Here is a 24,080-nt window from a genome sequence, read left to right as displayed (position 1 = left end):
AACTGCTCACGGACCGGGCGGGCGGAACGGTTCTTACTCCCGCCCGTGCCCTCCCTCTGCGTCTCCTTCCGCGCCTCTTTCCGCGTTTCCTTCCTGGTCTTCTTCCTGGTTCTCGGCCGGCCCTTCTTCTCGGTGTCGTCCTCTGTGTCCGCCCCCGTGAGGGTGATACCGCTCAAGGCGGTGGTGCCGCCGGACGCCCCCTTCGGCCAGCCCGCGCCGAGGTCCAGGACGCGCTCCTGGGAACGGTTCCCGCTCACAGCGCCTCCTGAAGCTCGTGCGGAACCAGCGTCTGCTCCCACGGAAGGATCCCGGTGGGCAGGGTGCAGCTGAACGCCGCAGCCTGCATCCGGTCGGCCGGGCGCATCGAAATGCGCGAGGAGGCCAGGAGGTTGCGTACGGTCACGCTCGCGTCGCCGAGCTGGTCGGCGGAGTCGACGGTGACGGTGAGCATCAGCGAGAATTCCACGAGACCCGCGCCCGACGCCTCCTCCGCGGCTGTCTGCTCGGCCGCCCGTACCTCGGAAGCTGCTCGCGCCTGCACCATGCCGCGCCCGGAAGTGGCCATGAACTGGGCGCTGCGGCGGTCCGCCTCGACGATGCGCGCCGACGTCGCGGGGTCGATGGGCCGGTAAAGGAGAGCGACCCGCTTGCGGCGGGTCCCGGGGGCGGCCTCCAACATGCCGCGCAGCACACCGGAGCGCACCGTGCCGCGCGGGGCGAGGGTCAGCATCCAGGTGCGGGAGATCCCGGAGTCGTGCTGGTAAGCGTCGACCGTCTCGAGGCAGGCGGCCGGTCCCGCGTCCTCCCACTCCAGTCCGGTGCCGCCGTGCTGGGCCCGCGCGCTGAGAACGTCCGCCGCGACGGCCGGGTCGTAGGCAACGCGTACGACCTCGGCGATCCGTTCCGCGGACAGCGGATACGCCGAGCCTCCGCCGGCCCCGACAAGTCCGCTGAGAAGACCTGGAATCCGGATCGCCAGGTCGGCGAGAACGTCTTCGTGCTTGCGCTTCTGGCCCGGCGGGATGCCATAGGTGAGGGTGATGTAGGTGTGCATCTCGGAGGAGGCGGACGGGTAACGCTGGACGACTTCCTCCATCACCGCGCGCGCGGCGGGCGGGGCGTCCGGCGAGATCCGGGGCAGCACTTCGGCGGCAAGCCGGGTGCCCGGATCGGGGGCGGTCTCGATGATGATGGAGGCGCCGCGCAGCCCCGGTTCGTGGGACAGCCGGGCCAGCCACTCGCCCCACATCGCCACCCATACGTCCACCTGGTCGGGATCCACCAGGGAGCCGCCGTCGGGTTCGCAGCCGAGGACGACGGTGTACAGGTTGCGGTTGCGGTGGTGCAGTACTCCGAAGGGACGGTCGTACGCGTCCCGGCCCTCGTCCGCGGTCACCCGGTTCAGCAGGCCGGGCGGCCGGAACCGGCCACCGGGGCGCTGTGACAAGGGGCCCGAGACATAGAGGTGCGCGCCCTTGGCCTTACGGCGCCTCCAGCCGATGCGCAGGGTCATCAACTGGTAGAGGTTGCGCCCGTCCTGGGTCCGCAGGGTCAGCGGGGTGAGTACGACCACGAGCGGGACGAGCACCACCGCGGCGGCAACCAGCGAGACCAGCGACGCGAGCAGCACCAGAACCAGCCCGCCGAACACTCCGACGGTGCCGACCAGACCGAGCGGGCCGAGCCCTGGTCTCCTGGGCCGGCGCCAGTTCCCGTAGGTGGGATGCGTAACGGCTTCCGTAGACATGGTTGTGCTTCCTTTCCCTTCTGCTTCGTTTGCGGACTCGCTGCTGGATCGCCGGGCGGCGGACTGCGGCAATGTGCCGGGGCCGGGCCGGGGGCGGGACCCTGAAGGGCCTCGCCTTCCCGCCCGGCAGCAGTACGCGTCGGCGCAGGAGCCGCTATCTGTTGTGGCCCGCGTCCCCGTCCGCGCCGTCCAGGGCACCGGATGCGACCTGCCCCACTCCCTTGGCGACGCCGATCGCCACACCCAGCGCCGCACCGGCGGGACCCGCGGCGGCCGCAGCTCCCGCACCACCGGCAGCACCACCACCGGCAGCGCCGGCCCCGGCACCACCGGCAGCGCCCCCTGGCGCACCGCCTTGTTGACCGGCCTCGCCGGTGCCGCCGGAGGAGCCCGCACCGCCCGAAGAGCCCGAAGAGCCCGAAGAGCCCGAAGCACCCGAAGGCCCGGGGCTTCCCGCCGATCCGCCCTGACCGCTGCCCACCGAAGAGGAGCCGAGCGATCTGGCTCCGGTGGCCACGGCGCCGCCCATGGTCGCCATCCCCTTGCCCACGGCGTCTCCGCCGCCGAGCGCCGCGGTCGCGGGCACAACGAGCTTGAGCAGGGCGGGCAGGGCGACAGCCGACAGAAGCATCACGCCGATACCGGCGATCCGCTCGTGGATGTCGTTGTCGGGACCGTCCGAGATCATCGCCGAGCCGGCGTACATGACCAGGCCTGCCGCGGGCTTGTAGAGCAACCAGGCGATCATCCAGCCGATGTGCTTGCGCCACCAGCCGTTGCCCCAGTCCGTCATCGAAGCCGCTGCGGCCAGCGGCAGCGTGCCCAGGAGCACGATCATCACGCCGAGGCGGATGTAGAGCAGGATGGTGTGCAGGATGGCGGCGATGAGCAGGAGGAAGGCGAGGACGAGCAGCAGGAACGACTCGATGCCGTTGCCTTCCTGGCAGCCGATGTTGCTGGTCAGCTGCTCGTAGGCACCCTTCTTGAAAAGGAAGTCGGCGTACCGGTCGGACAGGCCCGCCAGAAGAGTCACCACCGTGGTCGCGGCGCCTGCCACCAGGATCACCCGGAGCAGGCCCTTGAGAGCGGTCGCCCCTGCCTCCCCGCGCCGCTCGAGAGCCATCCGGATCGAGGCGAAGATCAGTGAGCCGACCGCCGTATAGACCACGACCCACTGCGTCTGGTTGTTGACCTGTTGCGAGGTCCCGGACGAGGAAAGCGTGGGAATGGAGGTGGTCAGTTCACCGAAGACCGCGATCGCGCCCGCGAGCACGGCGTTGGCGATGCCCTCGACGATGGTGCCGATCGGGTTGCCGAGGAAGGAGAAGAAGCCAACGACGGCGTCGGCAAGGGGGTTTCCGGTTGGGCAGGCCATGTCACACCTTCCACATGATGAATCCGGCGTTTCCCATCACGGTCGTCATCGATGTGTAGAGGGATCCGTTCGACTTGGGCTGCACCTTCCAGTCACCGCCGTCCCACTTCACCGCGACGAAGGTCGATCCGTAGCCGCCCGAACCGTTTTTGATGAGGAGTTGCACCTTGGCGGCGTCCGGGGAGTACGAAGCCAGCGCGAAGCCCGCGTAGGAGCCGACGGCACTCCCGTTCTGAGCCGTCTGGGGGACGGTGGACCGCTGGGCCACGAAAATGTCCCGCCCCGGCCCCGCCACCACCTGCTGCTGGGTGACGCTGCGCCAGTCGCTGCCGCTCATGTGGGTGGGAATGATGTGTGCGGCCATCACGGCACCCATAGGTGTGTGGGCGAAGCACCACATGAGTGGACCGTCGGACCGGATCGGGCCCGCCGAGGGCGACACGGGAACCCGCGCGACGCCGACCTGCCGCCACTCGATGTCGTCGGGCGACGCCGTCGGCTTCGCGTCGGCGCTGTCGTCGGTGCGGCAGCCGTCCGGCCGTCCGTCGACGCGCTGTCCTCCGCCGCCGTTCGCAGCGGCCGAGGACAGCGGGCCCTTTTTCCCGGCGGCCTTGTCCTGGCCGGCCGAGTCGTCGTCGCCCGTCGTCAGCCAGGTGACCCCCGCCATGACGAGAGCCACGGCGAGAAAGGCCGCAGACAGGATCCATCCCTGCTGCTTCCAGAACGGTGACTCCGCCCCGGCATTCCTCCGATTGCGTCCGAACACGATGTCCGACCTCTCTGGTCAGGCGAAGACGAAGGTGACCAGCGGACCCGCGGTGGCGACCAGCACACAGCCGCCGAGCACCATTCCGAGGCGGCCCATGTGCTCGGAACTCTCGCCGCGCTTCAGGGAGATGGCCATCATCGCGCCGGTGATCAAAACGCCGGCGACACCGGCGGCGGTGCCTGCCCACGCGGCTATGCCGAGCACCGTGTCCACCTTCTGCGTGAGCGGATCCGGTGCGTTACGTCCCGGATTGGGCACCGCGCCGCCGGCCTTGATCAGAAAAGGCGTGAGCATCCTCATGGGAATCTCCTGCGAGTTCGTACGCCACTGACGCGTGGCTGTGGAAGGAAAGGAATGAAAAGGGGTCCCGGAAGTCGGGAAGTCCGGCGCGGCCCGGAAGGTCGAGACGGCCGTGAAAGCGGTGCGGGAGGTGCGTGCGCCACGGATCGAAGGTTTCGGGGGTTGCCCGTGGACGCTCCGGCGTGCCTGCCGTCCCTCAGAGCCCGAGCGGGCCGAGGAAGCTCACGATCGGTCCCGCGGTGCTGGACAGGACGCAAGCGAGCATGACAAAGAAGAAGCCTCGGAAGTGCTCCCCGCCCTCGCCCGGGTCACCGCGGCGCAGCTGGAGCGCCATCATCGTGCCTACTGTGATCACACCGCCGACCCCGGCGGCCGAGGCGCACCAGGCGAGGATGCCGAGCAGCTGATTCGCTTCCGCACCGGGCGTGAAGGTCGCGGCGAGGGATCCGGCCGCGAGGACCGTGTCCGTCACCGTGGTTCACCCGCCTCGGCGGGCCTGGTCCCGGCCAGGGCGCCCAGTCGGAAAACTTCCTTGGGCAGGTCCTTCGCCTGCTTGCCCATGCGCCAGGCGGGGATCCACGGGACGCGTCGCACTGGTGCGACGGATCGCAGTACCCGCACCCGGCGCGCTAGCGAGATGGGGAGGCGCCCGGGCGCGTCGGCGACGAGCACCAGGGCCACCAGCTCCATGCCCCTGGGGTGCCGGCCCTCACGGAGGGCCCCCAGTGCCCGGGACGCCGCCCGCATTCCGTCGGCATGGGTTCGCGCCACCAGCATCACCTTGGCAGGTTCGCCCTGGGACGCGTCGGGCCAACGGCACCCGAGATCAGTGCCGCCGAGCACCTTCGCGAGGGTGCTGGCGCCGGCACCGCCGTGCGCCGCGACCCAGCCGACGCCTTCGCCGGACAGCGCCCGTTGTTGCCGGGTCCGCCCAGGGCGCTGCGGCCGCCCCTGCTGCTGGGGGCGTGGTTGCCCCGGGTGGGCGACTCCCGGTCCCTCGGCGGGGACGGACCTCATGACCATCGTGGGACTGTCCCTGACTTCCGTCTGCTGCGCGTGGGGAGCCCCTTCGGCGACTTCCTGCGGTGCGCCTGCCGACACGGGAGCGGTCTGCTCCCCGGTTGGCTGCTGGGCGGTCGGTCCCCGCACCCACATCTGCGGCCCGGAAGGCCCCGCTGAGGGGACGCTCATACGCGTCCCACCCCCTCTCCTGATCGATACATGCGTGTTTGAACTGGTTCGCTCCGAGCCCCGTTGCGTTCTTCGAGTCCGTCGTGATCCATCAGACCCACAACGGGAGCCCACCCCGCACCGGTTCAAGACTTCGGCGACTCTCTTCGAACAAGCGACGACAAGCGAGAAGAAAGGGGAGAGCGTGATGCGCTCATGAGCAGTGGCGAAGGGGCGGGCGATCAGCCCGACGACTCCTCGAAGAACGCGAACGCGACCAAGATCGCCCTGGGCGCGGCGGGCGGTCTCGGCTGTCTGATGTCGCCCGCTCTGCTGCTCGGCGGGGTCATCGTGATCATCATCATCGGCGGTTTCGGCGTCCTCCTCGCCCCGCTCATCGCTCTCATCCTGCTGTTCGGGGGTGGTGGCGGAGGCTCGGACCCGGCCGACGACGCCAACCAGGTCGTCGATGTGCTCCAGGGTGACGGGAAAGGTGAACTGGACCCCGACCAGGTGCCGGCGGATCTGGTGGAACCCATTCGGAACGCGGGCGCGATATGCGACGTGATCGGTCCGATCGTGATCGCCGCCCAGATCGAGCGGGAGTCCAACTTCAATCCGACGCTGGTCGGCCCAGACGGCTCCGAGGGGATCTCCCAACTGCCCCCGGCCGTGTTCAAAACGTTCGGCGAGGACGAGGACGACAACGGCAAGGTGTCGGCCTTCGACGCACCCGACTCGATCATGGCCCAGGGCCGCTACCTCTGCTCCCTGGCCAAGGAGGTCCAAGGACTCCTCGACAGCGGTCAGGCCATCGGCAGCGTTCTCGACCTGACGCTCGTGGCGTACGACGCGGGCGTGGACGCGGTACGTACGGCGGGGGGCATCCCAGCCACCAATCAGTCGCAGGGCTATGTCGTGGGCATCAGGGCGCTGTTCGCGAAGTACCAGGGGCTCGGCGCCCCGCCGCCGTCGTTCAGCCCCACCCCCACCCCGAGCGGAACGCCGCAGGAGACCCCATCCGGAAGCACTGAGTGATCAGGAGACCCCACCTGGACGCGCTGAGTGATGTACGAGGCGTCAATCGGCTGTCAATACGACGTGGAACCGGTCCCGCAAGACTCCGGACAGGCGAGGGCCGGCCGAGTCGGCGGCCTTCTCAACTCTCGGCCCACGGGGGTCGAACGACCGAGGGAGTACGCCGTGAAGTGGTCCGTCATCGGATCTGCGAACGCGCCGGACGAACAGGAACGAGCGATGCGCGCGCTGTACGAGGAGCAGGCGGACCACCTGTACTCGTATGTGGTGCGTCTGCTCGGCGGGGACCGTCACCGGGCCGAGGACATCGTTCAGGAGACCCTGCTGCGGTGTTGGAGGAGACAGGACCTGCGCGTCGGCGGGCAGCTGCTGAGGCCCTGGCTGTTCCGGGTGGCCCGCAATCTGGTGATCGACGGGCACCGGAGGCGGCTGGCGCGTCCGCACGAGATCGACGGCGACGGCTGGCTGCGCGAACTGTCCGACGACGCGGACGAGATCGAGGATCTGCTCTCCTCCGTGGTGGTCGGCGAAGCCATGAAGGCGCTGGCTCCCTCACACCGCGAGGCGCTGTACGAGACGTACTTCGTCGGCAGGACGACTCGGGAGGCAGCCGTCGCTCTCGGCGTCCCGCAGGGCACCGTGAAGTCTCGTGTCTACTACGCCCTTCGGGCCCTGCGGCTGGCCCTGGAGGAACGCGGGGTCGCCACGCACGCCTCGCGACCGGTGCGTGCGGCGCGGGCATGAGCGGTCCGGTCGGCCCGGGCCTCCACAGCGCACTGCCGGCATGTGGGGCCGGGCCGTCAAGGGTCGAGTACATCGCCGGGTTCCCCTCGCTCCTCGTCCAGTCGGCGGAGAGAGTCGCGGACATGCTCGGCGTCGGGGTGGCCGATCTCGTCCAGGCGTGCAACGGCCTGTTCCCAAGCCGTGCGGGCCGCATCCAGGTCCCCCGCCGCGTGCCGGGATCCGCCGAGATGTGTCAGCGAGTGGGTCTCCATATAGCGTTCGCCAAGCTCCCGGTAGAGGTCGATCGCGTACAGGAAGCGGTCGGTGGCCTCGTCGTGCTCCCCGAGATGGTGCAAGGCGTAGCCGACGCTGTCCTGGGCCGCTGCCTCTCCGTAGCGGTCGCCGATTTCCTGGTGCAGCGCGATGGCGTGCGTGCACTGGGCGAGCGCCTCTTTGTGGTTTCCGAGCAGGATGTGCGTCCAGCCGACCTCGTTGAGGACGCTGGCCTCCCCGCTGCGATGGCCGGCTCCGTGGTACAGCGTGCTGGCCTTCTGGTAGTGGCCGAGCGCGTCGCGGTGCCGCTCGTCGCGGTTGGCCAGGAAGGCGAGGGAGCGGTGCGTGCGGGCTTCCCCGAAGGTGTCGCCGAGCGCGGCGTACAGATCCAGCGCGTACCCCAGGTGACGGGCGGCGTCTTTGGCGCGGTCCAGCCGCAGGCAGGCGAAGCCGAGGGCACGTTCCGCGTGCGCCTGCCCGAGCCGGTCCTGGATGCTACGGGCGGCTGCCAGCGCGGCACACTGGATCGTGAACTGGTCGTGCCAGTAGCCCAGCCGGTCGAAGAACAGGTCCAAGGCGCAGGCGAGCCGCCAGGCGTGCGCGGCGAAACCGGCCTCGGCGGCCCGCTCGACGGCGGCGACCAGCACCCGCCGCTCGGTGCCCAGCCAAGCCATCGCCTGCTGGTGGTCGCGGAACGTCTCCGTACCGCAGCCGGGTTCGGCCTCGGGCAGGGGGATCGTCTCGCGGTGGGGAGCGACCAGCATGGAGACGCCGTGCGCTGTGTGGAGGTGGTGGTCGAGCATCCTGTGCAGCGCCTTGTGCCGGTCGGCCTCGGTGTCCAGGGTGCCGGCGATTTCGGCGGCGTAGGCGCGCAGCAGGTCATGGAAGGTGTAGCGACCGGGGGCGCGTTGGGTGATGAGGTGGGAGCGGGTCAGGTCGGCGAGGAGCGAGCGGGTCTCGCGCAGCGGCAGTCCGGCGAGAGCGGCCGCGGCGGGGGCGGAGATGTCTGGCCCCGGGTGCAGTGCGAGCAGCCGGAAAATCCGGGCCGCCGCGGGCGGCAGGGCGTGGTACGACCAGGAGAAGACGGCGCGGGCGTCGGTGGCGGCGTCGGTTCCGGTGAATGCGTCCAGGCTGCCGTGGCTCTCGCGCAGTTCCTCGGCGATGGCGTAGAGCGGAAAGTCGGGATAAGTGACGGCCCTGGCAGCCACGATGGCCAGCGTCAGCGGCAGCCCGCCGCAGAGCGCGACGATCTCGTCCACGGCTTCCGGCTCTGCCGCAGTGCGGGCCTGCCCGATCCGGCGGGTCAGGAGTTCCCTGGCCTCGGAGGACGCGAGCAGATCGAGGGTCAGAGGGTGTGCTCCCTCGCTGGTGACCAAGCCGGAGAGCTGATTGCGGCTGGTGACGATGACCAGACAGCCGGCTGTGCCGGGGAGCAGTGGCCGGACCTGCTCGGTGTCGCGGGCATTGTCGAGGACGATCAGCACACGGCGGCGGGCCAGCAGACTGCGGTAGAGCGCAGCCTGCGCCTCCAGTCCGGCCGGAATCCGCTGCGGAGGGATGCCGAGGGCGTCGAGGAAGGCGCGGATGGCCTCGGTAGGGTCCATGGCGGCGCCGCCGGGATCGAAGCCGCGGAGGTTGACGTAGAGCTGGCCGTCGGGGAAGCGGGGCGCGATCTCGTGGGCCCAGTGCACGGCCAGTGTCGTCTTGCCGATGCCGGCCATCCCGCCGATGGCGCTGATGATCACGGTGGAGGGGTATTCGCCGTCCGGGAGCAGGGCACGGGTTCTGTTGAGTTCGGCAAGGCGCCCGGTGAACGCCGGCAGATCGGCGGGCAGTTGGGAGGGCAGTGGCGCGAAAGCGGGCCCGGCGGCAGGGGCAGCACCGGACACGGCCCGGTCCGCGTGTCCCGCTGTGCTCTTGTCTTCGCCGGTCCCCCCATGGTCACCGGCCGGTGTCATGTTCTCTGCCGGATCGGCCGCGACCGCAGCGGCCCATCCACCGGCAACCGACGACGTCCCCCCGCCCGGCCCGGCCTTCCCAAGATCTCCGTCGGCGGCATCGGGGTCGGCCACAGCGGTGCCCGGGACCGGAGCTCCGGCTCGGGCCTCTTCGGGACGTCCGGTCCGCCCTCCGTCGACGGCGGCAGCCGTGCCCGGACCGGCACCTGGATCGACACCGGCACCGGCGGTCGCCTCGTCGGCCGCACGGGGCCCCACGGCAGAACCCTCGCCTCCGCCCCCGCCATGACCCGGCCGGGCCGACGTGACCAGATCGGCGGCCGGGCCGGCCGCGGCCAGCACGGGGTCCGCGGCCAACAGCCTCATATGCGTCTCGCGAAGCGCGGGACCGGGTTCGACGCCGAGTTCGTCCACCAGTTTCCGACGGGTGGCCCGGTACGCACCCAGCGCCTCCGCCTGCCGTCCGCAGCGGTACAACGACAGCATCAGCAGCTCGCACAGCCGCTCCCGCAGCGGATGATCGCCGCAGAGCCCCTTCAACTCGGGCACCAGCTCGGCGTGGTGCCCCATCTGCAGATCCACCTCGATCCTGGTCTCCAGCGCGTTCAGCCGGCGCTCGGCCAGCCGGGACCGTTCGGCCTCGGCGAGCGGCCCGGGTATCCCGGCCAGCGGTGTGCCCGACCAGGCGTCGAGAGCGATGTGCAGCAGTTCCCCGGCCTCCGGCAGTTCGCCCGCGGCCCTCAGCTGCTTGGCCCGGGCCATGCGCTGCTCGAAGACGCCGAGGTCCAGGGCGGTCTGCGCAACGCGCAACGCGTAGCCGTCGCCGATCGAGACCACCAGTCCAGAGCTTCGGCCCGGGATCCGGTCCGGTTCCAGGATTTTGCGCAGGCGTGAGGCGTATGTACGTAAGACCGATACGGCGCCCGGCGGCGGGTCCTCGCCCCACAGCGCATCGATCAGCTCTCCGGCCGTGGCCGGGTGCCCTCGTCGCAGCAGCAGCGCGACAAGCACCGCCTTCTGCTGGGGAGAACCGAGGCCCATCTCCGCCTCGCCCCGCCACGCACGCACGGGACCCAGGATGGAAAACTTCACATCACCTTCACCATTTGCTGCCACGCTGCCGGACCCTAGCCGGTCGTCCGGAGCATCACGTCGGCGCCGGCGGAGTGAGACACGACACGTATCGGGCCCGAAACAGGGCTCGGACGAGGCAGTTGACGGAATTCTGCCGCGGTGATCGGCCGAGCCCTCGAGGTCCGGCCGGGCGACCTGTCGGCGCTACGGGCACAGGGACGGCCGGAATTCGACGTCCAACGGCCGGGAGGGGACGCGTGACACCCGGCGAGGTGTGCGGTGGCCTGCCTGCCGCACTCCCGCCGCCCAACCTCCGTGTGGCTGCGACGGGACAGCCGCGCGGCGTGCTGAACCCCTTCCCGTGTGAACCGGTGCCGTCCCGAATCCGTCGAGGGGCATGAAGACAGCCCTCCGGCCCGGAGCCTCGCCACGAACCCCGATCCGCCCGACGACGGAGAACAGCGTCCATGACACTTTTCGAACCCGCCCTCGCTCTTTCACTCTTCGATGTATACGTCTCCGACGAGGGTACTGCCGTCCTCAACGGCGAACGTGTCGCTGTCATGGAGGGGCAAACCGTCCACGAAGCGATCCTCGATCTGCTCCAGCATCATGCGCGCGCCCGGCGGTCGCCGGTGCAGGCAATGGTCTTCGACCGCCCGGACGCCCGCACCTTCCGTATCGAGGTGGCGCCCGACGGTTCCAGTCGCATCCCCGAAGCGGCCGTGGACGATGCCGCAACGACCGGGGACGATCACCGAACGGGTCGGCGCCACCACGTCGCCGCCGCAGGTACCCCGCGGGAGCCCACCGAAGGGGACAGGATCCCCGCCTCGCTCGCCGACCGGATTCATCGCGTCGAAGAAGCCATCTTCCAGGGAGACATGGAACATGCCTCCGTCCTCGCCGCCGCTCTGCGCGAGCACCTGACCAGCAGTCATGGCGCCGATCATCCTCACTCCTTGGAGGCCCGGGCGATGGAGGCGTACGTCGCGCACCTCGGCGGCCACCACCGGGCGGCCACCGTGTTGTCCATGGGGGTCGCGCGGATCCGCTGCGGACTTGGCGACACGCGCGCCGGGGAGGATGTGATGAGAGCCACGGCCGCGTGGCAGCGGCTGCACGACGACCGCGCCGCCGTGGCGCACGGCCGTGAGCTACTGCACCTATGGGCCCATCTCGAGGACAAAGGTCTGCTGACGCCCGCGCACAGCGAGGCAATGCGGCAGGTACGGCGACGCCTTGTGACGTTGGGCGTCGCGCCAGCACAGGACCTGGACGTCCCTGCCCCGCACTCCGGTCATCAGTGGCCGAGCGAGGAGCAGCGCCTCCGAGAAGCCTCACGCAGGGCCAGGGCGAACGAGTACTGCCGGTCCACCGGGCAAGGGGGACCGTCTGCCCTGTGAGGATTGACTCATGCCTTCCGCGCAACTGGCCCAAATAGCAGGATAAATGCTCCCGAAAGGAGGCTGCTCTCCCGGTGGATCGGCCAAAGGGCTGAAATCGGTACCCCGCACTCTGTTCTCCACGCCTATACGGTCAATCGCAGAGAACGCTTCTGTGAGGGGCGGGAACACCGATGAGATCAACCGGCGTTGCCGAGCTGCGGTTCACTGTTCTGGGACCACTCCAGGCATGGCGCGGCGACGACGAAGTGCCGCTCGGGTCACCGCAGCAGCGGGCCGTACTGGCGACGCTGTTGCTCAGGCAGGGACGGCCGGCCACCGTCGAAGAACTTGTCGACGCCGTCTGGGACGAGGATCCGCCGACCGGAGCCGTCTCGGTGCTGCGGACATACATCTCCCGGTTGCGTGGCGTACTGGAACCGGACCGGGAAAAGGACCAAGCTCCCAGCGTTCTGGTGTCGGTCGCCAACGGATACGCCGTCCGCGTGCCCGACGGGGCCATGGATCTCACCGAATTCGAGCACCAGGTGCACGAAGCCCGAGAGCTCAACACCCAAGGCGCCACCCGTGCCGCCAGGGACCTGCTGCGCATGGCCCTGGACTGCTGGAAGGGCGTCCCACTGGCCGGAGTTCCCGGGGCCTTCGCCGACTCGGAACGATCCCGGCTCGCCGAACTACGGGTGTGTGCGACGGAGACGCGAGTGGACCTGGACCTGGAGCTCGGAGGTCACCGCGATGTCGTGTCCGAGCTCATCACACTCACCGCGGCGCATCCGCTGAGAGAGAGATTACGTCGGCAGCTGATGCTTGCGCTGTACCGCTGCGACAGGCAGGCGGAAGCACTGGCGGTCTACCACGACACCAGACACACGCTGATCGAGCAGCTCGGTATCGAACCCGGCACCGCACTGCGGGAGTTGCACGGACTGGTGCTGGCGGCGGATCCGTCCCTCTCGGCGCCACCGGCCGAACCCGGGCCCAGGACCTCGGCAGTGAGGCCGGCCCAATTGCCCTCCGACCTGGCAGACTTCACCGGCCGCGAAGTGGAGACGGCCGAACTGAGCGCGGTCCTGTCGGATGAATCCGGGACGGCCGTTCCCGTCGCCGTCCTCACCGGCATGGGCGGAGCCGGCAAGACCACACTGGCCGTGCACGTGGCCCACAAGGTGAGCGACGACTTCCCCGACGGCCAACTGTACGTGGACCTGCGCGGCGTGGACGGAACACCGGCCTGCCCGGCAGCCGTGCTGGGGGGATTCCTGCGAGCCCTGGGAGAGAAGGACCAGGGCATGCCGGACAGCCTTGCGGAACGGGCCGCACTGTACCGCTCGATCCTGTCCCGGCGGCGGATCCTGGTGGTGGTGGACAACGCCCACGACTCGGAGCAGGTCCGCCCGCTCCTTCCCGGCTCAGGCAGGTGCGCCGTCATCGTGACGAGCCGGTCCAGGCTCGCCGCACTTCCGGCCACCGGACGTGTATCCGTGGAGGTCTTCCAGCCGCAGGTGGCGGCCGCCCTGTTCGCCCGTATCGTCAGCGGACCCCGGACCGACACCGAGCGCCTGGCGGTACTGCGCGTTGTCGAACTGTGCGGCGGGCTTCCACTGGCCGTACGCATTCTCGCCTCCCGACTGGCGGTCAGGCCGGAGTGGAGCATCACGGACGCGGTCGACCAGCTCAAGGACGAGCGGCGGCTCCTGGGCGAGTTGCGGGTTGAGAGCCTTGCCGTAGAGGCCTGCTTCCGACTCGGATACGGTCAACTCGACCAAGAGCAGGCGCGAGCGTTCCGTCTGCTGGCCCTGCCCGCGCCGAACACCTTGGGTCTGGTCGACGCGGCCGCCGTTCTCGATCTGCCCCTGGAACGGACCGAGCCCCTGCTCGAATCGCTGGTCGAAGTCGGCATGCTGGAATCACCGACCCGAAGACGCTACCGATACCACGATCTGCTCCGTCTGTTCGCCCGGCAGCGCGCCCAGGAGGAGGAGTCGACGGACACCCGCGCCGCGGCGCTGACGCGTCTGCTGGACTCACTGGTGGCCACCGCGCGCAACGCGTACTGCCTGATCCGCCCGGGACACACCACCCCTGCGTCGCTCGTCCTCACCAAGCACCGGGGGGTGACCTTCGCCGACGCCGAAGAAGCATGCGCCTGGGGTGCCCGGGAACTGTCCGCGGCACTGGAACTCGTCGAGCAGGTCGCCCAGACGGCAACCGCAGGCGCCGCCGATCTGCTGCTGGCTCTCGATCCACTGCTGATGGCCGAGCACCGTTGGCACGATGTCATCCCAGTTGCGCGAGTGGTGGCGGCCGCGGCACGCCGTGCGGGTGACCGTCGCGCCGAAAGGCGGGTCTGCTACATGCTGGGCGGCGCGCTGATGCAGGTGGGCGACAACGGCAGCGCACGCGAGGTGACCAGCCGCGCCGTCGACCTGTCCGCCGGCACCAGCGACCAGACGGTCCACGCCATGGCGCTGAACGTACAGGGGATTCTGCAGTCCCATGCCGGCCGCGGTCAGGACGCCGTGGAGCTGGGCGGGCGCGCCGTCACCATCGCCCGGGGCATAGGAGACCGATCGGTCGAGGCACTCGCCCTGGGCAACATCATCCAGGCACGCCTGTGGCTCGGAGAATCGGACCAGTCGCTGCTCAACGCGGCCCAGCAGCTGGTGGGCCTGCACGAGAGTCTCGACGATCAACACGGCAGCATCATGGCTCTCTACCGGGTCGGGCAGGTACTGCGAAGGCTCGGCCGGCCGGCCGAGGCTCTGCGCAGACACCAGGAGAGCCTTGAGATCCTCGGCGCCGACGGACAGCGCTTCCTCCAGGCCGGCAACTTGATCAGGGGCGCTGAAGCCTGTCTGGACCTGGACCAGCCCGAGGCGGCCGCCCGCATGGCCGAGCGAGGAATCATGGTGAGCCGGGAGCTGGGATTCGACCGGCTCGAGGCCATGGGCGCGTTGACTCTCGGCGACGCGCTGATCCGTATGGGACATCAGTCCTGGGCGCGTGCTTGTTGGGAACAGGCACACGACATCTGTGTCCGACTGGAAATGACCCGTGAGGCCGGAGAGCTCCGGGACAGGCTTCTCGCGGAACCCGCTCACTCACACTGACCCTCTCACCGCCGTCTGCGATCCTCTCTTCTCCCTTGAACCGTCCATAGGGATGGGTCCGTTGTAGGGAGGGCGGGACGAGTGGATTTCCTGCCTCTGTCTGCTGCGCCGGGTGGCGGCGCAGATCCATGAACTCGAATGGATGACGGAGCATCAGCCGAGATGAGGCGGAGCGTTATCGGAAACCGAAGCAGGACGACAGCGGCCGCGGCCCTGGTCTGTGTGATTGCCGTAACCGCGCAGGGGGCGGCGTTCGCCTTCCCCGTCACGGAACCACGCCCGGACCGGCCCCTCTCCCTCGCCGAGGTACGCAAGGAACTGAACCGTCTTTACCACGACGCGGAGGTCGCCACGGATGCTTACAACGCCGCGAAGGAGAAAGTGGATAAACAGTCCAGGCGGGTGACCGCGCTCGCTGAGGATGTGGCCGAGGGGGAGAAGAAGCTGGAGATGCTGAAGGCACGCGCAGGCGCGGCTGCTCGACTCCAGTACCAAAGCGGCGGCCTGCCGCCCGAGGTCCACCTGTTCCTGAGCGACGATCCCCAGCAGGATCTGAACGACGTCGGTGTGGCACACCAGGTTCAGGAGGACACCAAGGACCTGCTGATCGCGCTGACGACAACACAAGAAGACCTGCGGGAAAAGTCCGAGGACGCCTCGGACCAGCTGCAGAAGCTGGATGCTGGCCGCAAGGCCAAGGCGAATGCCCAGACGGAGATCGAAGAACGTATCTCCGCTGCCGAAAAACTCGAATCGAAGCTGAAGAAGGAGGAGTTGGACCGGCTTCTCGCGATGGAACAGGAAGCCGGAGCCGAAGCGCAATCGGCGTGGTTGAGCTCCGGCATCCTCAAGGACATCAAGGCAGAGGCGAGCGCGCAGGGCGCCAAAGCCCTCGCATACGCGATCCTGCAGATCGGCAAACCTTACGAGTGGGGCGCCGAGGGGCCGAATTCGTATGACTGTTCCGGGCTCACGTCGCAGGCCTGGGCCGCTGCGAAACGTCCCATCCCGCGTACGTCGCAGGAGCAGTGGCGGCAGCTTGCGCACATCGACATCAAGGAACTGCGCCCCGGCGATCTGATCATTTACCACCGGGACGCCAGCCATGTGGGCATGTACATCGGCCACGGCTCGATCGTGCACGCACCCCGCCCCGGGCGGAATGTCACCATCGCTGATGCCGGCTCGATGTACATCCTTGGAGTCGTCCGTCCCGACAAGTGACTCTTCAGTGTCACTACGGTCTCGCCGGAGCCCGGCATCTGCTCACCCACCCCGCGGCGCTGGTGCTGCCTGTGCTCGTCCTGCTGTCGCGGCCGGTGTGTTCACCGTCCCGTCTGGTACGGGCGGGCATGATCGACGCGCTGGCCTCACCGTATGTTGCCCAGGCCCGCCGCTACGGAATCTCCGGCGTCCGCATCCAGTACGGGCACGCGTTGCCCGACGCCATCGCGCCTGCCGCCCAGCAACTCGCCCGGACAGTGGTCTGTTGCCGTGCGGGGTCATCGTCGTGGAGTCGCTGTACGTGATCCCCGGGCTGGGGACGGTGCTGATGAATGCTGTCGCGGAAAGAGATGTTCCCGTGGTGCAGGGCCTCCTGATGCGGCCCGTGGACGTGCTGCTCGCTGTGCCGTCGCTGCTGCTGATCTTTCTGGTGGCCGCCGTCTTCTCGCCCGGGGCGGTGGGCCTCTCACTGCTGGTGGCCTTGGTCAACTTCCCGGACGCCGCGCGGATCGTCCGCGCGGCCGCGGCCGAGGCGGCCTCACTCCCGGCCGTCGAAGCGCTGCGCATGCCGCCGACTGCGGCCCGTGCCACCGGTACTTCGGCACCTCCCCCGCCGGAGTCCCTCACATCCGATTCGCAGGCCGCCCGCGATTCCGCTGAAGCCAGTTGCACTGGGAGCCCGATGGACTCCCGCACGCTGCGCCGATCAGGTCACCGGCCGTCCGGCGGCTGCGTCCGGGGAGTTGTGGGCGGTCCCGGTCCACGAGACCCTCCGCTGCTGCATCGTGGTGATCCTGCGCACGACGAGGACTGCTAGCACGCCAGCGGCGATGTCGAGGAGGTCGGAGACCATCAACAGGCCCACTGCCTGCTTGATCGCGCCCCCATCGTCGGCCGCGCCGTAGAACCGGGAGGCCAGATTGCCCAGTATCGCCTGGGAGATCCATACTGCCCACCATGCGTTGACGAGGGTGACCGGTGTGCGCGGTGCGTCGGGCACGTCGTGCGGCAGCTCACTCGCCGTCCCGATGTCCAGTGTGACGCGGCGAGGCAACCACAGAAAAACGACCGGTACGATCCAGCCCCACACCGCCCAGCTCGGCGATCTCCTGTGCGCGTCGGGCGCGAAAAGCTGGGCGTTCTCCCGCATCTGCCGAAACCAGAGGATGAACACCATCCCGCACATCACGAACGTGATGGTCTGGAGCACGCCCGCAAGGCTGTAGAGGCGCTCGGCTCGCTCCATTTCCTCAAGGCCGAGCGCGTGGAACCCTTCCTCGCCGAAGCCGCTCCAGAGGCTGTAGTACTGCGCTCCCGTGCCGAGCGAGAAAACGTCGGCCAGCATGACCAGGCCGAGCAGCACACAAGTCACCGCGGCAAGCCCGGTCGACACCGGCACCCGGAACTCGGGTCTGGGCGTGAAAGCTGGAGATGTGGACATGAAAGACAACCCCCCACAGGTCTACGACGTCCACCGCCTGCGGCGGGCGCTCGCGGAATCTATGTGGAGAAGACACGGGTTGTCCAAGCGGTTTGCCGGCGGGCCTGGTCGCCGAAGGGCGGAAGGAAGAGGGCCAGTCGCCTGCCTTCGATGAAACGACGACTGGGTTGGATGACAACGGACAGGCGCATCAGTGCGGTGCGCAGGTGCTGTCCTGCTCGGCCGCGCCGCGGGCACCGCCTGCCACCTCGTCAGGTCGTGCGTCGTGAGGGGCGGTGCCCGCGGCGGCCGGACCGATCGCCGTCAGCCGTCGGAGGGTTCGACCCGCAGGACGACGTGGTGGCCGTCGCCGGCCTCGTTCAGGACGGTGATCCTGGTATTGGTGTCCGGGACGATCACGCCGCTGGTGGGGTTGGCCGGGTCGTAGTAGTGGTCACCGTGGTGGTCGTCGAAGACCCGCACGCCAGGCGCCGTGGGCACCTGCACCTCGACACCGTTGCGGTGCAGGGTGAAGGCGCCGGTCGGCCGGAGACCGAAGGGAGAGTCGAAGGTCTGGATCAAATTGGTCATCAGCGTGCCGTCGGCCCAGCGCAGCGGGGTCGGGTGGGCGTCGACGGGCAGGATCTGGCCGTGGCCGGGGTGCTGGCCGACGTTGTTGTCCGGCTGGGAGGTGTCCCACAGCGAGATGAGCAGGCCGTTCTGGAAGGGGTAGTGCTCCACCCACCGCGGGCGGGTGGCGCGCCAGCCGAAGTTGTACGGGCCGGTCTGCAGGGTGGTGTCATAGGAGACGAACTGACGGTTCTCGGCGATGTAGTACTGCGGGTACCGGCTGATGAATGCCTCGCCGATACGCGAGAAGCCCCTCGCGGTCCAGCCGTTGTCGCCGCCCTCGACGTCGTCGGAGAGCAGCGTGGCGCCGTCGGCGGTGACGGTGATGGCGTCGGCGGCGAAGCCCTTGCCCTGGACGGCTTCGTCGGTGGCGTAGCGGAACCTGACGTCGGTCTTCTGGCCGGCGTAGGCGGTCAGGTCGTAGGCCAGGTTCTTGTAGGCGCCGCCGGTGCCGGTCAGGGCGGGCGTGCCGGCGCCGTCGTGGCCGATCGGCGCGCCGTCGGCGGTGCCGGTCAGGGCGGTCCAGGTGGTGCCGCCGTCAGTGGAGGCCTCGGTGTACAGGAAGTCCCAGTCCTGCTCGATGTCCCACCAGCCCTTGAGGGTGAGGGCGGCGCTGGTCTTCCCGGTGAGATCGAGGGGGCGAGTGAGGGTCGTGGTCAGCTTGTCGCCCATGCCCGACCACCACTGCCTGCCGCCCTGGGCGGGGGTGGTGATGGGGGTCGCGACCTGCTTGTCGGGCAGGTCGACCACCAGGGCCTGCGGGTCCTTGCTGTTGAACTCGGCGTAGCCGAGCTTGTAGGTGCCCTCGGTGGCAGCCTTGGCGGTGGCATAGTCGAGCCAGCCCAGCTGAAGCTTGTCCCATGCGTTCATGTCGCCGGGCAGGTCGCCGATGACGCCCTTGCCTCGGCCGAGCCAGGAACCCTGCGACATCACGCTCCAGGAGCCGGAGGAGGATTCGCCGGTGCCGCTGGTGTCGTAGTGGTCGGGCAGGCCGAGGTCGTGGCCGTACTCGTGGGCGTAGACGCCGAGGCCGCCGTTCTCGGGCTGCATGGTGTAGTCGCCGACCCACAGGCCGGTGTCGCCGACGGGGGTACCGCCGCCCTTGTTGCCTGCCGGACCGGTCCTGCCGGCGTTCTGTCCATAGACGTAACTGCGATGGGCCCAGATGGCGTTGCTCCCCTGGGCGCCGCCGCCGGCGGACTGGTCCTCACCGGCGTGGACGATCTGGAAGTGGTCGACGTAGCCGTCGGGCTCGTTGAAGTCGCCGTCGCCGTCGTAGTCGTTGCGGTCCCACTGGTCGTAGGAGGCGAGGTCGGCCTTGATCTGCTGGTCGGTACGGCCCTTGGCCTTCTGGTCGGCCACCCAGGCGTTGGCGGCGTCGCGGACCAGGTCCTGGACGTTGTCGCAGATGCGGGCGCCGCAGAAGTCGGAGCCGTAGCGGGCCTCGTTGTAGGGGACCTTCACCCAGTCGACGACCGTGCCGTCCACGGAGTAGCGGCCCGAGGACTGCCGCTCGTAGTACTTGGCCACCGACTCCTTGGAGGCGTCGTGCGAGAAGTACAGGTCCTGGAAGTGGCCGCGGTCGTAGTCGGCCTGCCAGGCGGTGGAGTTGTCCATGGCCGGGTCCGGCTGCGCGATCTGGTTGTGCACCGGCCCGGGCTCGCCGCCGTACTTGACCACCGGCGGCTTGGGGCCGGCGCCGTCCGGGTCATAGGTGGTCGTGTTGTCGACTGTGTCACCGAACTCGGCGAGGATGACGAAAATCCTGTCGGTCTTCTCGCGGCCGAGCTCGGCGTACTTGCCCTTGCCCAGGCGCACGACCTGGGAGGCGCCATGCTTCTCGACGGAAGCCTTGCCGGAGAGCACCTGCTCGAGGGCTTCTTTGCGCTGGGCCCGGTTCTTCTTGGTGAAGGGGCCAGGCAGGTCGTGCTCGTCGGGGCCGAGGTCCGCGCCGGGATCGGCCACGGCGTCGACAGCGGGGTCAGAGGGGTCGGCGTCGGCCATCGAGGGCACGGCAGCCAGGGCGAATCCGGCCAGCATGGCCGTCGCGACGAACAGGGTAACGGACGGACTGGTACGTCTCTGATGTTTCAAAGCAGCCTCCCTATGTAGTGTGTGACATTGCACAGCACGGGAACGGGAAAGAACAAGACCTGGGCGCGTCTTAGAGGTCGTCGTCTCCCGCTGTTTCATCCCGGAGTGGGGTTTTCATCCCGTGGTGTCAGGTGGCGCCAGGAGATGGTGTTCTCGCCGGTGAGACGGCGGGCCATGAGGTCGGTCAGGGTGCATGGCTGCGGCGCAGCCTGCCTCTTGGCTTCAGCTACGCGCCGGCCCTCGATCCGGGCATCCAATTGGACGTGGAACGACGAGGGGCGCAGACACTCGGTGACCTGCTGCTTCCATGGCGGGAGAAGTTCCCGTCGGTGGACGTCGTCGAGAAGGCCGTCGTCGGCCCTGCCGCGCAGCAAGTGCTGTATGCGGCCGCCCCGGCAGATCTGGTGGTCGTCGGCCGCCGTATTCGGCGCGGTCCCGTGGGTGCGCACGTCGTCCACGTTGCCCATGCGGTGATCCAACACGCAGACGCACCCGTCGCCGTCGTCGCCCATCACTGACGGTGTGTGGCGGCGCTCGTCAGCGCACGGGCGCCCTCAGGCCTCGAGCTACGGTGCGAGGTCCCGACGCGCGAGCAGCACGAACGCCGCGGTCAGTCCGGCCAGGCCGGCACCTGCCAGGACGCCGAAGGAGGCCCACGGGACCGTGCCGTCGGCCAGCGCGTCACCAGGTGTGTAGTAGTGGAACGGGCTGACGAAGCGCAATGGCGCCGCCCTGGACCAGGCCAGCGCGACGAAGTTCACGGCGAATCCCACGGATCCGAGGGCTATCGTCGCCCCGACCACCTGACCTCTCCTTCGACTCACTGCCGAGACGGCGAGCGCAAAACCGGTCAGGCAGAGGGCGAAGCCGCAGCCGAGCAGCCCCGCGGAGAAGACACCAGTGATCGGCACCTCGCGGTGCAGGCGCGGTGAGAGCAGAACTCCGACGGCCATGGTGCCCGTGGCCGCCGCGTTGAGCAGTACGGAGGCGATGGCGAGGGCGGCCGTCCGCTCGGCCAGCAGCCGTGCCCGGGACACCGGCCGGACCATCAGAAGTTCAATCGTCCCGGACTCCACGTCCGCAGCCACCGCGGCGGCCGCGAGCGAGCCGATCACCGTGAGCTGCATGGCAATCCAGAAAGGGTGGACCAGTCCGGCGCCCAGCAGTCCGGGATAACTGGCGATAGACACATCGCCGGTGGAACCGCTGAAGGCCTTGAACGCGCCCGGCGGCGTTCGTCCCTGCCCGCCGAAGAGCTGGGTGGGCGGAATTGTGTTGGCGATCACCACGATGAGGGTTTCGAAGACCACCATCCCGAGGGCCAGCGCCGCCAGCATCCGACGACGCCGGTGCAGCGCCAGCCACAACAGTGCAAAGCGGCTCCTCACGGCTGGTCCTCGGCACCCGTATGGCGGTAGAAGTCGAGGAAGGCCTCGTCCAGGCCCGCTTCCTCGACCGTCAGGTCTCCGACCGGCAGTGTGAGCAGGTCGCGAAGAGCATCCACCACCTCATCGGGCGGTACGAGCAGCTCGACCTGTTCACCCTCCCACTTCGGCGCCCACTGTTCGGCCGCACCGAGCGGACGCCGCCCCTGCCCGTCGCTGAAGGTGAGCCGGACCTTTCTGGCGCGAGCCTCGCGCAGGGCCGCCACCCTGCGTACGGTCACAAGCCGCCCCTCCCGGACAATCGCCACCCGCTCGCAGGTGCGCTGCACCTCGGGCAACACATGACTGGAGAGCAGAACGGTGCGTCCCGCCGCCACGGCCTCCGCCAGCAGTTCGAAGAACGTCTCCTGGACCAACGGGTCCAAGCCCTCGGTCGGCTCGTCGAGCACCACCAGCTCGGGGTCGTGCTGCAACGCCTGGACGAGTCCCAGCTTCTGCTTCATCCCACGCGAGTACTCCAGGACGCGGCGCCCGAGGACCGCGTCGGACAGCGCGAGCCGCTCGCACAGTTCCGCGCAGCGCGGCACCGCCGCCCCCTGCAGGTCGGCCAGCAGCTCAAGCGTTTGCCGGCCTGTCAACTCCGGGTACAGCCGCAGCTCACCGGGCAGATAACCAAGTGCCGGCGTCAGCCGGAGGTGGTCGGCAATGGGATCCAGTCCCAGCACACGGACCCGCCCGGACGTCGGCCGCAGGAGCCCGACCAGGCATCGGATGGTCGTCGTTTTGCCCGCCCCATTGGGGCCGAGAAATCCGAACACCTCGCCGCTGTTCACGGTGATGTCCAACCGCTCGACGCCGATGGTCTTCCCGTAGCGTTTCGTCAGGGCTTTGAGTTCGATCGCCGGTGTCGCGCGCTGCACCGTCCCGCCTCCCTCTTGCCGACGAAGGCGCCGTTCGCCGTCCCCCTGCCGAGCAGGACTCAGGCAACGTGGCTCAGACGGCCTCGGTCGGGCCCACTCCTGCCCTGCTGTCCGGCCGGACAATGACCACCGGACACGTCGCGTGCAGAGCACATTGCTGGCTCACAGAGCCCAGGAGAGCACGGGCGAAACCACCCCGCCCCCGGCTGCCCACCACGAGCACCTCAGCCCCCTCTGCCGCGCCCAGCAGCACCGCCACCGGATTGCCACGCACCAGACTTTCCTGCACCTCCACGGACGACGCGTCCCCGACCACACTGCGCAGCTCTTCGACGAACCGGGAGCGCGCCACCTCCTCGTCGAGATCGGCGTCCACCGCCGGAGCAGACCAGCCGTGCATCCCCGGAAGCTCCCAGGCACCCACTGCCTGCACGAAGCCCCCGATGAGACCGGCGTACCTCATCGCCCACCGCAGAGCGGTCTGCGACGACGGCGAACCATCGACACCCACCACAACCCGGCCGGCCGATGCTTTGCTCTCCATACCCTGTCGCCTTTCTCGCACGGACCCCTGTAATCCACGCTGCCCGCCCTCGGCTGAGCCCGCCACGCGAAGACCGGCCCCGGCACCGCCACGCAGAACCGCAGGGTGGCGTGCTCAGTCGTGCCTACCGCGGGACCGTGCACAGTCCCGTCCCGCTCGGTCCAGCGAACCCGTCACGGGGTGCAGAGCTCTCTGGCAATCCCATCCGCCCAGGTGTCAATGGCCGGACAGTCACGGTAGTCGCCGTACCTGAGGCCCATCAGCCGGAAGATCACTCGCCCGGTGACGGGCAGCTGGCTGGGCTTGATGACACCCGACAGGAGGCGATGGGTCCTGTAGGGGATGTGATCGGGGAGGTCGTCGATGATGACCGCTTCCTCCTTGCCAGCCAAGGGCCTCCACGGACCGCGCATCGCGCCGGGCATCCCCACGCTGAAAATCCACACGGGGCGGACCCGGAACAGATCGCTGTTGCGGTGCACAAAGTTCTTCGCCGCGTCCAGCCAGGCCTGCCCATGGACCGAGCTGCCGAGCACGAACGCCTCGTACGCGTCCCCGTCCTCGACCTCGCTCATGGGCCGCACATCGGCCTGCAGACCCGCCTCGCCGAGGCGTGCCCCGATGCGCTCCGCGATCTCCCGTGTGGAACCGTGTGCGGTGGCGTATCCCACCAGAACGTTCATGGCTTCGCCTCTCTGTTGTGCCAGTGCGCGGCGTGGCGGTGATCGTCAAGACCGTGCGACTGACCGTCAACCGCTGACGCGCCAGACCGTTCGAGCGACCAGGAACTCCGAGGCATCGGCGAGGGTCGTGAGTGGGGAGAGTCATCCTCATCGATGGGTACGCCCGTGTGATCGGACATAAGTGCTCCAGTACACGTCGTCCGGGGCCCAGATCCAGGGCGTACGCGGCGGTGATGT

20 protein-coding genes and 2 pseudogenes are annotated in these 24,080 nt (G+C 69.0%); 8 read left to right on the top strand and 14 right to left on the bottom strand.

The window, feature by feature from the left end; genetic code table 11:
* Positions 1-253 precede the first annotated feature (253 nt).
* From OG729_RS39195 to OG729_RS39170, 6 genes are all read right to left on the bottom strand, one after another.
* A complete protein-coding gene (locus OG729_RS39195; protein ID WP_405810941.1) occupies positions 254-1,747 on the bottom strand; it encodes an SCO6880 family protein in 1,494 nt (497 codons plus the stop codon).
* A gap of 154 nt (positions 1,748-1,901) precedes the next feature.
* On the bottom strand, positions 1,902-3,122 hold the full coding sequence (locus OG729_RS39190) for a hypothetical protein (RefSeq protein WP_405810939.1): 1,221 nt from the start codon (positions 3,120-3,122) through the stop codon (positions 1,902-1,904).
* Between the two features lies 1 nt (position 3,123).
* The gene (locus OG729_RS39185) at positions 3,124-3,888 is read right to left on the bottom strand and encodes a hypothetical protein (RefSeq protein WP_405810937.1); all 765 of its coding nucleotides are present in this window, start codon (positions 3,886-3,888) and stop codon (positions 3,124-3,126) included.
* Positions 3,889-3,906: 18 nt separating this feature from the next.
* Complete coding sequence (locus OG729_RS39180; protein ID WP_360875804.1) at positions 3,907-4,191, bottom strand: hypothetical protein; 285 nt, start codon at positions 4,189-4,191, stop codon at positions 3,907-3,909.
* 196 nt (positions 4,192-4,387) lie between these two features.
* The gene (locus OG729_RS39175; RefSeq protein WP_360875802.1) at positions 4,388-4,663 is read right to left on the bottom strand and encodes a hypothetical protein; all 276 of its coding nucleotides are present in this window, start codon (positions 4,661-4,663) and stop codon (positions 4,388-4,390) included.
* Positions 4,660-5,214, bottom strand: a complete 555-nt coding sequence (locus OG729_RS39170) for a DUF6668 family protein (RefSeq protein ID WP_405810935.1) — start codon at positions 5,212-5,214, stop codon at positions 4,660-4,662. The genes OG729_RS39175 and OG729_RS39170 overlap by 4 nt, the downstream gene beginning before the upstream one ends.
* Before the next feature lie 363 nt (positions 5,215-5,577).
* Between OG729_RS39170 and OG729_RS39165 the strand changes: the two genes are divergently transcribed.
* Together OG729_RS39165 and OG729_RS39160 are read left to right on the top strand one after the other, a co-directional pair.
* Entirely contained in the window at positions 5,578-6,399 is an 822-nt protein-coding gene (locus OG729_RS39165; RefSeq protein ID WP_405810933.1) for a transglycosylase SLT domain-containing protein, read from the top strand.
* A 165-nt stretch (positions 6,400-6,564) separates the two neighbouring features.
* On the top strand, positions 6,565-7,143 hold the full coding sequence (locus OG729_RS39160) for a sigma-70 family RNA polymerase sigma factor (RefSeq protein WP_405810931.1): 579 nt from the start codon (positions 6,565-6,567) through the stop codon (positions 7,141-7,143).
* Between the two features lie 56 nt (positions 7,144-7,199).
* On the opposite strand, the gene OG729_RS39155 is transcribed toward OG729_RS39160, so the two are convergent.
* Together OG729_RS39155 and OG729_RS39150 are read right to left on the bottom strand one after the other, a co-directional pair.
* On the bottom strand, positions 7,200-10,421 hold the full coding sequence (locus tag OG729_RS39155; RefSeq protein WP_405810929.1) for an AfsR/SARP family transcriptional regulator: 3,222 nt from the start codon (positions 10,419-10,421) through the stop codon (positions 7,200-7,202).
* Positions 10,422-10,924: 503 nt separating this feature from the next.
* The gene (locus OG729_RS39150) at positions 10,925-11,380 is read right to left on the bottom strand and encodes a hypothetical protein (RefSeq protein WP_405810927.1); all 456 of its coding nucleotides are present in this window, start codon (positions 11,378-11,380) and stop codon (positions 10,925-10,927) included.
* Positions 11,381-11,389: 9 nt separating this feature from the next.
* Between OG729_RS39150 and OG729_RS39145 the strand changes: the two genes are divergently transcribed.
* The 5 genes and pseudogenes from OG729_RS39145 to OG729_RS39125 form a co-directional block, all read left to right on the top strand.
* On the top strand, positions 11,390-11,833 hold the full coding sequence (locus OG729_RS39145) for a hypothetical protein (RefSeq protein WP_405810926.1): 444 nt from the start codon (positions 11,390-11,392) through the stop codon (positions 11,831-11,833).
* A gap of 173 nt (positions 11,834-12,006) precedes the next feature.
* Entirely contained in the window at positions 12,007-14,943 is a 2,937-nt protein-coding gene (locus OG729_RS39140; RefSeq protein WP_405810925.1) for a BTAD domain-containing putative transcriptional regulator, read from the top strand.
* Between the two features lie 222 nt (positions 14,944-15,165).
* Positions 15,166-16,167 (top strand): NlpC/P60 family protein, encoded by a 1,002-nt coding sequence (locus OG729_RS39135; RefSeq protein WP_405810924.1) that lies wholly within the window; start codon positions 15,166-15,168, stop codon positions 16,165-16,167.
* Positions 16,168-16,205: 38 nt separating this feature from the next.
* Positions 16,206-16,540: pseudogene (locus tag OG729_RS39130) on the top strand (ABC transporter permease subunit); the annotation flags it as partial.
* Positions 16,529-16,735, top strand: a pseudogene (locus OG729_RS39125) (ABC transporter permease); the annotation flags it as partial. The pseudogenes OG729_RS39130 and OG729_RS39125, both read left to right, overlap by 12 nt.
* A gap of 138 nt (positions 16,736-16,873) precedes the next feature.
* Here OG729_RS39125 and OG729_RS39120 read toward each other — a convergent pair.
* Positions 16,874-17,530 carry a DUF4328 domain-containing protein gene (locus OG729_RS39120; protein ID WP_405810923.1) on the bottom strand — a complete coding sequence of 219 codons (657 nt, stop codon included), beginning with the start codon at positions 17,528-17,530 and terminating at the stop codon, positions 16,874-16,876.
* 381 nt (positions 17,531-17,911) lie between these two features.
* Complete coding sequence (locus tag OG729_RS39115; protein WP_405811442.1) at positions 17,912-20,257, bottom strand: immune inhibitor A domain-containing protein; 2,346 nt, start codon at positions 20,255-20,257, stop codon at positions 17,912-17,914.
* A 185-nt stretch (positions 20,258-20,442) separates the two neighbouring features.
* Between OG729_RS39115 and OG729_RS39110 the strand changes: the two genes are divergently transcribed.
* The gene (locus OG729_RS39110) at positions 20,443-20,829 is read left to right on the top strand and encodes a universal stress protein (protein WP_405810921.1); all 387 of its coding nucleotides are present in this window, start codon (positions 20,443-20,445) and stop codon (positions 20,827-20,829) included.
* A 48-nt stretch (positions 20,830-20,877) separates the two neighbouring features.
* Here the strand turns inward: OG729_RS39110 and OG729_RS39105 are convergent, their stop codons facing one another.
* The 4 genes from OG729_RS39105 to OG729_RS39090 form a co-directional block, all read right to left on the bottom strand.
* Positions 20,878-21,699 carry an ABC transporter permease subunit gene (locus tag OG729_RS39105; RefSeq protein ID WP_405810919.1) on the bottom strand — a complete coding sequence of 274 codons (822 nt, stop codon included), beginning with the start codon at positions 21,697-21,699 and terminating at the stop codon, positions 20,878-20,880.
* Positions 21,696-22,616, bottom strand: a complete 921-nt coding sequence (locus OG729_RS39100) for an ABC transporter ATP-binding protein (RefSeq protein WP_405810918.1) — start codon at positions 22,614-22,616, stop codon at positions 21,696-21,698. Before OG729_RS39100 ends, OG729_RS39105 begins: the two co-directional genes overlap by 4 nt.
* 73 nt (positions 22,617-22,689) lie before the next feature.
* Positions 22,690-23,160 (bottom strand): universal stress protein, encoded by a 471-nt coding sequence (locus OG729_RS39095; protein WP_405810916.1) that lies wholly within the window; start codon positions 23,158-23,160, stop codon positions 22,690-22,692.
* 173 nt (positions 23,161-23,333) lie between these two features.
* Positions 23,334-23,843, bottom strand: a complete 510-nt coding sequence (locus tag OG729_RS39090; protein WP_405810914.1) for a flavodoxin domain-containing protein — start codon at positions 23,841-23,843, stop codon at positions 23,334-23,336.
* Between the last annotated feature and the right edge of the window lie 237 nt (positions 23,844-24,080).

It is taken from the genome of Streptomyces sp. NBC_00210, from assembly GCF_045160975.1.
In the GTDB taxonomy this organism is placed as follows: Bacteria; Actinomycetota; Actinomycetes; order Streptomycetales; family Streptomycetaceae; genus Streptomyces.
This window is presented reverse-complemented; position numbering and strand designations above follow the sequence as displayed.

Bases quoted from the DNA above. Each gene is read 5' to 3' on its own strand.
- OG729_RS39195 (WP_405810941.1), bottom strand. From the start codon at position 1,747: ATGTCTACGGAAGCCGTTACGCATCCCACCTACGGGAACTGGCGCCGG.
- OG729_RS39190 (WP_405810939.1), bottom strand. From the start codon at position 3,122: ATGGCCTGCCCAACCGGAAACCCCCTTGCCGACGCCGTCGTTGGCTTC.
- OG729_RS39180 (WP_360875804.1), bottom strand. From the start codon at position 4,191: ATGAGGATGCTCACGCCTTTTCTGATCAAGGCCGGCGGCGCGGTGCCC.
- OG729_RS39170 (WP_405810935.1), bottom strand. From the start codon at position 5,214: ATGGTCATGAGGTCCGTCCCCGCCGAGGGACCGGGAGTCGCCCACCCG.
- OG729_RS39165 (WP_405810933.1), top strand. From the start codon at position 5,578: ATGAGCAGTGGCGAAGGGGCGGGCGATCAGCCCGACGACTCCTCGAAG.
- OG729_RS39150 (WP_405810927.1), bottom strand. From the start codon at position 11,380: ATGATCGGCGCCATGACTGCTGGTCAGGTGCTCGCGCAGAGCGGCGGC.
- OG729_RS39140 (WP_405810925.1), top strand. From the start codon at position 12,007: ATGAGATCAACCGGCGTTGCCGAGCTGCGGTTCACTGTTCTGGGACCA.
- OG729_RS39115 (WP_405811442.1), bottom strand. From the start codon at position 20,257: ATGCTGGCCGGATTCGCCCTGGCTGCCGTGCCCTCGATGGCCGACGCC.
- OG729_RS39095 (WP_405810916.1), bottom strand. From the start codon at position 23,160: ATGGAGAGCAAAGCATCGGCCGGCCGGGTTGTGGTGGGTGTCGATGGT.
- OG729_RS39090 (WP_405810914.1), bottom strand. From the start codon at position 23,843: ATGAACGTTCTGGTGGGATACGCCACCGCACACGGTTCCACACGGGAG.